This window comes from Pseudoalteromonas sp. NCCP-2140 (assembly GCF_023708065.1).
Lineage (GTDB): Bacteria > Pseudomonadota > Gammaproteobacteria > Enterobacterales > Alteromonadaceae > Pseudoalteromonas.
In genome coordinates, this window is the sequence record NZ_BRCZ01000017.1 from 1 (window position 1) to 12595 (window position 12595).

A 12595-nucleotide genomic window follows, 5' to 3' on the forward strand; every position below is an offset into this window, starting at 1 on the left:
TGGAGCAGGAATAAAGAAAGAACAAGTATAAACTGGCTATTTAATGTTGAATCAGCTCGTGAAAAACTTGAGAGGGCTTATGGTGCCCTCAACTAGTCAGAACTTGTGTGATGAAGTACTAGGTGCTAGGTGCTAGCAGCATAGTGTTGGTTATGGGTTGGTATACAAAAGAAAGAGCTAATTCCTATTTCATAAATCATAAAACCAGCAAAAAAGCCGATTAAGATCAGTCGCGATCAATTGCTTACGGCTCCATTTTCTCATACTATCAATTTGTTCAAATACAGAGATTAAACGTGGTCGATGATAGTTTGACCATTCAAGAGATCGCCACCTACCTAAAGCTAAATTAAAGACGGCATATAGACTTGCAAGTGAAGGCAAACTTCCTGGTTTTAAAGTAGGCGGAAGTTGGCGCTTTAAGCGGACCGATTTAGAAAAGTGGATTGAAGAACAAAAACAAAAATAAGGACGTTTTATGATCCCTAGTTATCAAGAATTCATGCGACCCTTTCTCGAAATTGCTCATCAAGCTGATGGCAAAGAAGTTAGGTTACGCGATGTGATAAATCAGTTAGCTGATAAGTTCTGTCTATCTGAAGCTGAACGTGAAGAGACACTGCCAAGCGGCAAACAATCAATTCTTGATAACCGTGTTGGTTGGGCTAGGACTTACCTAACTAAAGCAGGCTTGCTTGAAACCACACGACGAGCACATTTTGTGATCACCGCTCGTGGTATATCCGCTTTGCAAGATCCCAGCGTTGAAATAGACAATGACTATCTAAAGCAATTTGATGAATTTGTCGCATTTAAGCAAAAGACAAATGAATCAGATGCCCCTAGCATTGATGTAGAGTCAGACAAAGACATTACCCCTGATGAAGCGCTAAGAGCTGCCTACAAAAAGATTAACGATGCACTTGCTCAAGATATCATCGATAGAACCCGTAAAGTCACCCCAGCTTTTTTTGAAGACCTATTAATTGAGCTTCTAGTCGCCATGGGATATGGCGGTACAGGCGAAGGTGCTGCTCACGCACTTGGTAAAACCGGTGACAATGGTGTAGATGGAGTAATTGACCAAGATCCACTAGGAGTTGATCAAATCTATATCCAAGCCAAACGTTATGCCGAAGGCAATAACGTAAGTGCTGGTGACATCCGAGACTTCTTTGGAGCGCTAAATCTTAAAAAAGCGCAGAAAGGTATTTTTATTACTACCTCGGATTTCACCACATCAGCTATCGAAACAGCACAAAACTTAGGTACTCGCATTGTACTTATCAATGGCACTGAATTAGCCAAGCTCATGCTGCGATACAACATCGGCAGTCGAGACGAGCAGGTATTGCACCTGAAGAAAATAGACGAAGAATTTTTTGAGAATTAATAACGAGACCACACATGAATAATGCAGAACAGCAATTTTTAAAAGAACTAGACATTAAACTTTGGTCAGCAGCTGATAAATTGCGTAATAACCTTGATGCCGCTAACTATAAGCATGTTGTACTAGGTATCATTTTTTTGAAATATGTATCTGATGCTTTCGAGGAGCGCCAACAAGAGTTAAGGCAGTTGTTTACTCAGGACGATAGCGATGACAATATTTATTACATGCCTCGTGAAGATTATGACTCGGACGAAGAATACAACGAAGCAGTAAACTCAGAGTTAGAGCTGCACGAATACTACCAAGAAAAAAACGTATTCTGGGTGCCAAAGCAATCTCGTTGGGGATTTTTAAAAAGTACAGCAGCTTTACCAATGGGTTCAGAGGTTGAGCTCGAAAATGGTCAAAGCTTTAAGCTTACGTCAATTTCCAAGCTACTCGACAATGCGCTCGACGCCATCGAAACGTACAAAATTGATGGTAAGCTGGCAAACGAAAAACTAAAAAACGTATTGCCTGACATTTCAAGATACGAAGTCGACAACCATAACTTAATTGAACTTATCAATAAATTCTCTGACACCAGCTTCCGCAATCCTGAATACAACGGCCAAAAACTCGATTTACACAGCAAAGATATTTTGGGCCACGTTTATGAATACTTCCTAGGGCAATTCGCCTTAGCAGAAGGTAAACAAGGTGGTCAGTATTACACCCCAAAAAGCATAGTTACACTGATCGTTGAAATGCTCCAGCCTTATCAAGGCCGAGTCTATGATCCGGCAATGGGGGCCGGAGGCTTCTTTGTGAGCAATGATAAGTTCATCGAAGCTCATGCCGCTGATAAACATTACAACGCAGCAGAGCAGCGCAAACATATTTCTGTTTATGGCCAAGAAAGCAACCCGACGACTTGGAAGCTAGCCGCCATGAATATGGCCATTCGCGGAATCGACTTTAACTTTGGTAAAAAGAATGCCGATACCTTCTTAGATGATCAACACCCCGACCTGCGTGCTGACTTTGTGATGGCCAACCCGCCGTTTAATATCAAAGACTGGTGGCACGCTAAATTAGAGGGTGATATCCGCTGGAAATATGGCACACCGCCGCAAGGTAATGCCAACTACGGCTGGATACAACACATGCTGCACCACCTTAACGATAACGGCTCAATGGGCTTACTACTCGCTAATGGTTCTATGAGTTCCAATACCAACAACGAAGGCGAGATCCGTAAAGCGCTTATCGAGGCTGATCTTGTCGAATGTATGGTGGCTTTACCTGGGCAGCTATTCACAAATACGCAAATTCCTGCCTGTATTTGGTTTTTAACCAAAAACAAAAAAGGCGGTACGTCGCCAACACAGAAAGGCAAACGTGATCGCCGTGGTGAAACCCTGTTTATTGATGCGCGTAACCTCGGTTTTATGAAAGACCGCGTTCTGCGCGATTTTACTAATGATGATATTGCCAAAATAGCCGATGTTTTTCACGCTTGGCAAACGGGTACTGACTATCAGGACGAAAAAGGCTTTTGCTTTAGCGCCAAACTAGAAGACATGCAAAAGCATGATTATGTACTAACGCCCGGGCGATATGTCGGTGCAACTGAGGCAGAGGAAGATAGTGAACCATTTGCAGAAAAAATGCAGCGATTAACCGCGCAATTAAAATCCCAGTTTGAAGAGTCAGACCGATTAGAAAAGGCGATTAAGGATAATCTGGCTGAGTTAGGGTATACCATATGAAAATGCAATCTCATCCAGATTTAGGGAATATACCTACACATTGGGAAGTAGCTGAATTAGGTGATGTCGCAGATGTTACAAAGCTGGCGGGTTATGAGTTCACCAAACATATAAAATATATCGAAGACGGTGAAATTATTGCATTGCGCTCTCTGAATGTGGTGGATGGTCAACTTGATCTTTCCAATGTAAAACGAATTGCAAGAACCGTTTCTGAGGAGCTTCCTCGTTCAAAACTGTTTCAAAATGACTTGCTACTAACTTATACGGGATCAAAATTAGGTGATACTGCATTGATAGACAACAATGACACATATCACTTAGCTCCAAATGTTTGTCGACTCAGAGCCAATGAAGATGATGATGCCTATTTCCTATATGTTTACTTAAGAAGTAAAGTTTTTGCTAACTTGCTTGATAGCTTTAAGGTCGGAAGTGGTCAGCCAACAGTTCCGATGAAAAATATACGGAAAATTCCTTTACCTTGGCCTCCTAAAGAAGAACGCAAAAAAATAGGACTTATTTTCAGCGGGTTAACAGAAAAGATCGAGCTCAACACTCAAACCAACCAAACCCTAGAGCAAATCGCTCAAGCTCTATTCAAAAGCTGGTTTGTCGATTTTGATCCCGTCAAAGCCAAGATTGAAACTTTGGCAACGGGTGGTAGCGCTGATGATGCAGAGCTCGCTGCCATGCGTGTGATTTCTACCAAAACTCTTGATGAACTGAACAGTTTAAATGCCAGTAACCCCGAGGCATTTAGAAAGCTAGCTGAGGCTGCCTCGCTATTCCCCGAAAAGCTCGTTGAGTCTGAGTTGGGATTGATTCCTGAAGGGTGGAAAGTCGGAACACTGGACAGCCACACATCTATGATTATCGATCATCGTGGCAAAACACCTAAGAAGTTAGGTAGTGATTGGGTTGAGAAAGGTTACCCAGCGATATCTGCAAAAAACATTAAATCCAAAAAGATTGTTCGCCCAGACACAATTCGTTTTATCGATGAAGCTACATACAAGAAATGGATGAAAGAGCCGCTTATCAAAGGTGACATCATCATGACTTCTGAAGCGCCTATGGGCGAACTATACTTCTTTGATGGCTCAGAAGATTTTTGCTTAAGCCAAAGACTATACGGTCTCAGAGCTAACAGTGATGTTTGTAGTCCAGAATATTTGTTTAACTGGCTCCAAACAACAAAAGCAAAGGCAGATATGGAAGGTCGAGCTTCTGGTACAACTGCATTAGGCATTAAGCAAGCTGAGCTTCGAAAGGTCAAGATTTTGACCCCACCACTAGAACTTCTAGAAAAGTACAGTGCTGTAGCTAGTAATCTAGTCGATATGGCAGCGAAAAATAATGCACAAAATACAGTTCTTGAAGACCTACGTGACACCCTACTTCCTAAATTGCTTTCCGGCGAAATCGATTTAACAAGTGAGGTTATTGCATGACAACGTCAACTGCTTATTGGGATGAAATCCCCCTCTGGAATAGTGAAAATCCAAGCCAAAGTTTCGAAATTACGGCTGACCACGTAAGTGGTCGTATCCCAGTAACCAGAATCGAGCATTGGCGCGACTTTTCTTCTTTGCTGGAAAGCCCGTTTTTTAATCGTGTTGACGAGCAATCTATTTTTCGCGGTCACCGCCGCTTTGATTGGGAAATGACGCCAACACTCGCGCGTGTTACAGAAAATGGCATTGTAACAGAGGAGGTTGCTAAACAGCAGCTAGACATGTTCCGTAAGGCCATTAGAGGTCGTATTGCAGACCACTCATTGCTCGATGATGAAAATGAACGTGAGCATGATGAACTATGGTCAATCGGTCAGCATCACGGTTTAATGACGCCGTTGCTCGATTGGACTTACTCACCTTATGTAGCTTTGTTTTTTGCTTTCGCCAAAGAGGATCAAACAGACGAAAAAGACAATCCTTACCGTGCTGTGTATATCTTAAATAAAAGCTTTATATCGGATGATGAGCTTTGCCCTGATATTCGCGTATTTGAGCCGAAAAAAGACGATCACGGCCGCTTGGTTAGCCAAGCCGGGCTTTTTACTTTTTCGCCTTATGACGCCACGATTGAAAACAAGTTAACAGATTACCTAGCAAGTGAACTAGAAAATATTCAATCAAGCTATTCTGGTGAAGGTGAAAATAAAGAAGTAGACGAAAGGAAACTGAGCAAACAAGAAGCCTTTCATATTGCTCCGTATATTTGCAAGGTGTATATCAAAAACGAAGAACAGCAAGAGTGCTTAAAACACCTTAGGCGTATGAATGTTCATCACGCTAGCTTATTTCCGGATTTAATTGGCGCAGCGGACTATTGCAATATATTTATGGCGGAGATTGAACGTGATAAGGCCTTGCAGAAACAGTACGCTGAGCCTGCACATGAATCTGCAACTGAAGACACTGAACAACCAGCGCAAGCGACACTGCCACTGAGTCAAAATGTTGGTTCCATTCTCGAGTTACTGAAATCCACGCCCGAAAGCCAAGAAGTGGAGCCTAACCGTATTCAGTTAATTGCCGATGAGTTGAATAAGTATTTATCAAAATCCATGGTTGTGGACTGGCAAGCTCGTGAAACTGTGCAAGCTGAAATGAAAAATACTACCCGAGTGTTATTGCGCAAATATGGTTACCCCGTGAATGCGAGAGATACCATCGTTGAAAATATTTTAGATGTAGTTGGTGGAGGGATTGACCAATGAATGAAGAGCAATTAGAAAACCTCTGCTTAAGCTGGTTCCAAGAAGGTGGTTGGGATGTTTTGCATGGCCCTGATATTGCCCCAGATAGCGACAACCCACTTCGTAATGATTACGCGCAAGCGGTATTGGATGGTCAACTTAGAGCCGCATTTGAAACGATCAATAAACACCTTCCTACTGCACAGGTTGAGCATTGCTACGAGCAGTTTAAAGCGATTGTTTTAAAACCTGAAAGTTTGGATTTAATCACCAACAACCGCGCATTTCATCGGTTGTTATTGGAAGGTGTGCCGGTTGAATACAAAAAAGACGATGGTGAACCAATTGCAGACCATGCGTTTATCATTGATTTCGATAAACTAAACAACAACACCTTTTCAGTCGTCAATCAGTTCACGATTACTGGCACTAAACAGCCACGTAGGCCTGATGTGATTTGCTTTATTAATGGCTTACCGATTGCTGTGCTTGAGCTGAAAAGCCCAAGCGATGAAAACGCCGATATTTGGGATGCCTTTAATCAGCTTCAAACCTATAAAGATGAAGTCTCAGACCTTTTCATCTTCAATGAGGCGTTAGTCGTCAGTGATGGTTACACCGCTCGGGTAGGCTCTCTAACTGCTAACCAAGAGCGTTTTATGCCTTGGCGCACTATTAAGAATGAAAACGATAAACCGCTACTGGAGTGGCAGCTAGAAACCATGGTTCGCGGTTTTTTTGATCGTGAGTTGCTGCTGGATTACATACGATTTTTTGTATTGTTCGAAACAGACGGTGAGACAATCATTAAAAAGATTGCTGGTTATCACCAGTTTCATGCCGTGCGTGAAGCGGTAAAGGCCACGGTTATTGCGGCGCAGCAAATCGATGGTATAAGCGAGAAGCGGGCAACCTATGCTGATGAGGTTGTACCTGGTAGTAAAAAAGCCGGTGTGGTTTGGCATACACAAGGCAGCGGAAAAAGTATTTCAATGTGTTGCTATGCTGGTATGTTGCTTCAGCAAAAGGCCATGAATAACCCAACGTTGATTGTTGTTACCGACCGCAATGATCTAGATGGGCAGCTCTATGCCACGTTCTGCAACGCAGTAGAGCTTTTAAAGCAAACACCTGTTCAAGCATCTGACCGAGATGCATTAAGGCAGCTATTAGCTGAAAGAGAGTCCGGCGGTATCATTTTTACCACAGTACAAAAGTTTGCCCTGCTTGACGACGAAAAACATCATCCAATACTCAATGACCGACACAATATTGTTGTTATCTCGGATGAAGCACACCGCAGCCAGTATGGTCTTAAAGCGACGCTGAGTGCCGATGGCCAATATAAGTTTGGTTACGCCAAGCATATGCGCGATGCGCTGCCGTTTGCTTCTTTTATAGGCTTTACTGGTACACCCATTTCACAAGAAGACAAAGACACCCGCGCTGTATTTGGTGGGTATGTGTCCATCTACGACATTCAAGATGCTGTAGATGATGGCGCAACTGTTCCTATTTATTACGAGTCACGCTTGGCAAAGCTTGATTTGAACCACGCTGATATTGCTGAGTTGTCAGATCAAGTTGATGAAGTGGTCGAGGACGAAGAGGACGTCAGCAACCGTGAAAAAACCAAAGGGGAATGGAGCCGACTTGAAAAGCTGGTTGGTGCTACACCCAGATTAAGCCAAGTTGCGGCTGACTTGATCGAGCACTTTGAAACGCGCAATGCCACCATGGATGGTAAAGCCATGATCGTTGCCATGAGCCGTGATATTTGTGCGCATCTCTATAATGAAATTGTTGCACTGCGCCCAGAATGGCATTCGGATGACCCGGAAAAAGGGGCCATTAAGATTGTTATGACTGGGTCGGCTTCGGACAAGCCACTTCTGCAACCTCATATCTATAATAAACAAACGAAAAAACGCTTAGAAAAGCGCTTTAAAGATATTAACGATCCACTGAAACTCGTCATTGTAAGGGATATGTGGCTAACCGGGTTTGATGCGCCTTGTTGTCACACCATGTATATCGATAAGCCGATGAAAGGCCATAACCTGATGCAGGCAATTGCTCGGGTTAACCGCGTGTTCAAAAATAAGCCAGGCGGTCTAGTTGTTGATTACATCGGTATAGCCAATGAACTTAAGCAAGCATTAAAAACCTATACAGACTCTAAAGGTAAAGGCGAGCCAACACTCAATGCAGAAGAAGCGTTTTCTATTCTTTTAGAAAAAATTGATGCTATCCGTGGCATGTTCGGTAAAACACCAAAGTCTGATGGGTTAGACATATCGGGCTATGAAACACAAGCGCATAAACTATTGGTGCCTGCCGCCAACTATATTCTCGGCCTAGAGGATGGTAAAAAGCGTTTCTTAGATTTAGTGTTGGCGGCGACAAAGTCCTACTCACTATGCAGCACATTGGATGAGGCTAAAGAGTTAAGGAAAGAAATCGCCTTTTACTCAGCCATTAAGGCCGCTATCAGCAAATTTACTAGCGTAGATAAAAAGCGCACTCAGGAAGAAAAGAACTCTGCACTGAAACAGATTCTAGATAACGCAGTGATCGCTGAAGGTGTTGCTGACGTGTTCGCACTTTGTGGCTTAGATAAACCCAATATTGGCTTACTATCGGACGAGTTTTTAGAAGACGTACGACAAATGCCAGAGCGCAACCTTGCTATTGAGTTACTTGAGAAACTACTCAAGGACGACATTAAAGCGAAAACACGTAATAATGTGGTGCAGGAGAAGAAGTTCGCAGACCGCTTGCAAGAAACGCTTAGAAAGTACAATAACCGCGCCATTGAAACGGCTCAGGTTATAGAAGAACTGATTCAAATGGCGAAAGAGTTTCAGGAAGAAATGATGCGCGAGGCTGAACTGGGGTTAAATCCAGATGAAATCGCGTTTTATGATGCCCTAGCCAACAATGAAAGCGCTGTACGTGAACTTGGAGATGAAATCCTTAAAAAAATTGCCGTCGAAATTACTGACAAACTCAGAAAATCGACCACGGTTGACTGGCAAGTTCGTGACAGTGTTCGAGCTAAATTAAAAATACTCGTGCGGCGTACATTGCAGCGTTACAAATATCCACCTGATAAAGCTGTTGAGGCCGTAGAGCTCGTTTTAGAACAAGCTGAAAAGCTATCGAATTCATGGACTAAATAAACAAAAGCGAACCATCTCTGGTTCGCTTTTTTATTTTACTGGCCTCAGAATTCAACTATCGGTTGCAAACTTTATTTGAGTTGCAAACTTAATTCCGATAGTTGCATTCTTTATTCGAGATCTACATTTTTAATCTGCCTTCTAACGACTAATATCTAATAACTCTTTTTTCGGCGTTAAAACACCTCCTACAACTCGTTCCTCGCAACTTTCCCCTTTACTCTCGCTAACATTCTCCAACAAAAAAGCCGTTACATTGCTGCAACGGCTTTTTGGCATTTGAGTTTAATCATGATCAGAGTTGTTATAGTTTGGGAAAATGCAGTTTTTTAGACCACATTTTTCATAGCAGAGTTTTTAGTTTTAGATTGGGAATATTTATACAATTTAATACCCCCAATCACATGGTAGTTATTATAGTTTGGGAATCAAAACACTAAACTAAGCTATTTCCAAGGAATCCTGTGTTTTCAACATATTTAAAAAATCATCTGTAGATTTTACTGATAATTCAACCTTCAAAAAATCAGCTATTTTTAATACAGCGTCATTAGGGTCTTTCTTATCTTGAATTGATTGACTCAAGCTATCAGATAAAGCCTTAAATCTAAGTTTGTCTTCAGCAAGCTTTTGTAAACTAGCGGTTTCAAAAGCATCTGTATTTTCTTTGATTTGCTGAACTCGCATTTCAAAAATCTCTTTAATGCGTTTTGTTCGTAGTTCTGATTTAGTAGAGAAGATATCAGCTTTATCTAGTACATATACAACCAATGAGGAAGCTATACCAGATAGTAATGCCAAAGCTATATCCTGCAAAAATGGAATTGGAATAGCAGGAAGGATTGACGACTCAAAGTAAAACACTACAAACGTCACTACTGTAGCAGAGAAAAGCTTCAAAATAGCATCAGCTTTCTGAGCTCCACTCATTTCATTAGATGATTTGCTTAATATTTTTAATGCTCCAACTAAAGCCGAAAAACCTTCTATCAATATAGTCAATATTGATTTAAAAATACCAGTAGCTAAGCCAATAATACTATCTATTATAACCTTGCAAAAATTATCAAAAAAATCTTTTAGTGCTTTTGTTAAGGTAGGAACTATTTCCGTACGTATATACTGCATAACTCGTTTAAGTCTAACTTTTAAACCTTCAAGAGCGGAATCTTCACCAACGCCTGCATCAATCCCGTTTTTAAAAGAGTCATTGAATTCATAAAAAATCGGTTTTAACATCAATAATACAGCATGTCCGAGTGCTTGATGGCCTGTTTGCTCACCTGCTTTTGTTGAAGCTTGCGTAGCAATTTCAGCTGTATTATCTTTTATATTATTAAATGCAGCATCTTGAGCTGCTTTAAAATTGCTCTTAGCAGCCTCTTTTTCCATAGCAACACCTGCTTCAAGGCTACTCCCAGTAAAGGACTCATTAATACGATCTAACTGCTCTTGTTCGCTTTTTGACAATTTAGTTGTTTTCTTTTTTGATAATAATTGTTCCTTTTTTTCTTTGATATTTGCAAATGTTCCATCAAGCTTCATCTTATTTTGACGTTCAGAAATACTAGCTAAATTCTCGTCGCTATTAACAATCGTTTTACCATTTTCCTTTGTTAAAAGTATATTTCCACCAAATTGGCGATGAAAGCTTTCTGATGATTGTAAATGCTCAGTATTTACAGTATTTAAAGTAGAAGAACCTTGTCCTTGACGATATAACTTCTTGCCATCCAAGTCATTTTTTATAGTTCCATCTCTTCTTGTATTTTTTACTTTATGAGCTTCTAATTTATGTTTCTGTACATTACCACGTTTGCCCGGTGTAACTTTTCGACTCCCTTTAAGTTGTTGTTTAGTGCTTAATGCATGGCTACTTGCGTGAATATTTTTATATTCAAAGCAATTAATATCTTCCCAAAGTCTAGAAGCAGTTAGCCCCGTTCTATCCAGCTTTAGATCTTTGTGAGTAATAACACTATCAAGTACACTTAACCCTAAAGGAGTAACTAACTCATCTACTACATTCTGATTTGATTCAAAGTCCTTGTATACATTATCTATAACGTCTAATGATGAGCGCTGTTCAAATAACTCCATATCAATCAAAATACGACTGGCTTGTAACGGAGAGGCTCCATTTAGTTTTGATGCAACATCTTCACTAGAGAGACTTATTTGCTCATATTTTTTAGTGCTATTACTCATAATTTCCCTTTTAAATTAAGCAGACAATTTAGCTTCTGTTACTTTTTGAAATAACAATTCAGAAGCTTCAACATCCTTGACGATCACCTCGCCTTCTGAACTTAAGTACCCTAAATTAGCCATTTGTTTTAGAACTATCGATAAATTAAACAATGCTTGGAACTCTTCTAAATGTACAATAGGTAGTAATTTAAAATCTAATTTCAAACTAAAAACGTTACTAGCATCAGACGACTGTTTTACACGTTGAGACTGGATCCCAAACTCAAAACGATCTAATAAAGATGAGTAGTTTTTAATAAGTTGTTCAAAATAATTAACTACGTTATCAATTGATTCAGATACAACTTCTAACTTTGTTTGTTGAGCTTTCATTTTTTCGATTTCTTCAAATACTCTCTCGCGCTCTTGTTTGACTCGCTCAAGTGATTCTTTTGCCTTTTTTCTTGAAAAAAAGCCCAAAGTTAAAATCATTCCAGCAGTCTCTAAAAAACCCATTTGATCGAAATCAATTAGAATCAAATTCTCTTTACTTCTGATCTCTTGGTTCTTATTTAACTCATAGATTGAGCCGTCAAAAAAGTCTTCGAAAGGTAAGCCTTTTACCGTTACATTGTGAATACGATTAGCAATAGATTTAAAGCGTTCAAATTGCTTTTCATAAATTTCTTTTTTATTTAAATTAATTTTTGAGACTTTTTCTTGTATTTCTTGGCTAATCTGTTGAACAGCCTCTTGATAATTAGCTCTCGCTTTATCATATCGTTCATTAATTTCATCATGGATTGCTTCAGCTTCGTCAGTATAATGCTTACCAGTGAATGCATTCCAAACCTTTGAGCAGGTTTCTTTAACTTTATCTACTATGCTAGATGCAGTACTTTTTAGAGAATTACATTTACTTGCAACCCAACTTTTCGCTCTACTAAGCCACCCCATTTTCTTCTCCCTTAAAAATCAGGTTATAGCCCTCACTAACAATATCATTCATCGCTTCAACCCATCGTTGATAGCGCTTATATTCATACGCCTCGATTTCAAAAGTATTAGCTAACTTAGCCATAAATTTTTCTTCTTCTTCGCAGAAATCACCATCCGCTAAAAGGATACCGAATAGTTCAATAATGATTATTCTTTTCGATTTTATAGACGATTTACCAAGTACTTTAATTACAGAATCAATATTGTCTTGTTTCTGAACCTTAAAACCACTTAAATCACACTCATTAAGGAACGAAGCAAAAACTTCTTGTTCCTCCTCTTTATGCTCCCCATTTAAGCCCATTGAAAATTTGGCTAGCTCTAAAAAGTTTTTCTTCTCACCAATGTTTAATTCAGATAAATACACTCAAAT

The 12595-nt window shown here is 40.2% G+C and carries 8 protein-coding genes and 1 pseudogene; 6 read left to right on the plus strand and 3 right to left on the minus strand.

The features are described from left to right. The first annotated feature begins 296 nt into the window (after positions 1-296). From NFU46_RS19365 to NFU46_RS19390, 6 genes and pseudogenes are all read left to right on the plus strand, one after another. A pseudogene (locus tag NFU46_RS19365) lies at positions 297-469 on the plus strand (helix-turn-helix domain-containing protein). A gap of 9 nt (positions 470-478) precedes the next feature. After that, entirely contained in the window at positions 479-1393 is a 915-nt protein-coding gene (locus NFU46_RS19370; RefSeq protein ID WP_251604135.1) for a restriction endonuclease, read from the plus strand. 14 nt (positions 1394-1407) lie between these two features. Then, positions 1408-3147 (plus strand): class I SAM-dependent DNA methyltransferase, encoded by a 1740-nt coding sequence (locus NFU46_RS19375; protein WP_251604138.1) that lies wholly within the window; start codon positions 1408-1410, stop codon positions 3145-3147. Further along, on the plus strand, positions 3144-4601 hold the full coding sequence (locus tag NFU46_RS19380; protein WP_251604141.1) for a restriction endonuclease subunit S: 1458 nt from the start codon (positions 3144-3146) through the stop codon (positions 4599-4601). Before NFU46_RS19375 ends, NFU46_RS19380 begins: the two co-directional genes overlap by 4 nt. Then, positions 4598-5872: an FRG domain-containing protein gene (locus NFU46_RS19385; protein WP_251604144.1), complete on the plus strand. Its 1275-nt coding sequence runs from the start codon at positions 4598-4600 to the stop codon at positions 5870-5872. Before NFU46_RS19380 ends, NFU46_RS19385 begins: the two co-directional genes overlap by 4 nt. Continuing rightward, positions 5869-9033, plus strand: coding sequence for a type I restriction endonuclease subunit R (locus tag NFU46_RS19390; RefSeq protein WP_251604147.1), 3165 nt, complete (start codon positions 5869-5871; stop codon positions 9031-9033). Before NFU46_RS19385 ends, NFU46_RS19390 begins: the two co-directional genes overlap by 4 nt. Before the next feature lie 441 nt (positions 9034-9474). Here the strand turns inward: NFU46_RS19390 and NFU46_RS19395 are convergent, their stop codons facing one another. Genes NFU46_RS19395 through NFU46_RS19405 form a run of 3 tightly spaced genes read right to left on the minus strand, consistent with a single transcriptional unit; the run spans position 9475 to position 12589 of the window. After that, positions 9475-11241: a hypothetical protein gene (locus NFU46_RS19395; protein WP_175078623.1), complete on the minus strand. Its 1767-nt coding sequence runs from the start codon at positions 11239-11241 to the stop codon at positions 9475-9477. 15 nt (positions 11242-11256) lie between these two features. Further along, on the minus strand, positions 11257-12180 hold the full coding sequence (locus NFU46_RS19400; RefSeq protein ID WP_175078624.1) for a DNA repair protein: 924 nt from the start codon (positions 12178-12180) through the stop codon (positions 11257-11259). Beyond that, entirely contained in the window at positions 12167-12589 is a 423-nt protein-coding gene (locus NFU46_RS19405) for a TerB family tellurite resistance protein (protein ID WP_175078625.1), read from the minus strand. Before NFU46_RS19405 ends, NFU46_RS19400 begins: the two co-directional genes overlap by 14 nt. Between the last annotated feature and the right edge of the window lie 6 nt (positions 12590-12595).

Bases quoted from the DNA above. Each gene is read 5' to 3' on its own strand.
- NFU46_RS19370 (WP_251604135.1), top strand. From the start codon at position 479: ATGATCCCTAGTTATCAAGAATTCATGCGACCCTTTCTCGAAATTGCT.
- NFU46_RS19375 (WP_251604138.1), top strand. From the start codon at position 1,408: ATGAATAATGCAGAACAGCAATTTTTAAAAGAACTAGACATTAAACTT.
- NFU46_RS19380 (WP_251604141.1), top strand. From the start codon at position 3,144: ATGAAAATGCAATCTCATCCAGATTTAGGGAATATACCTACACATTGG.
- NFU46_RS19385 (WP_251604144.1), top strand. From the start codon at position 4,598: ATGACAACGTCAACTGCTTATTGGGATGAAATCCCCCTCTGGAATAGT.
- NFU46_RS19390 (WP_251604147.1), top strand. From the start codon at position 5,869: ATGAATGAAGAGCAATTAGAAAACCTCTGCTTAAGCTGGTTCCAAGAA.
- NFU46_RS19395 (WP_175078623.1), bottom strand. From the start codon at position 11,241: ATGAGTAATAGCACTAAAAAATATGAGCAAATAAGTCTCTCTAGTGAA.
- NFU46_RS19400 (WP_175078624.1), bottom strand. From the start codon at position 12,180: ATGGGGTGGCTTAGTAGAGCGAAAAGTTGGGTTGCAAGTAAATGTAAT.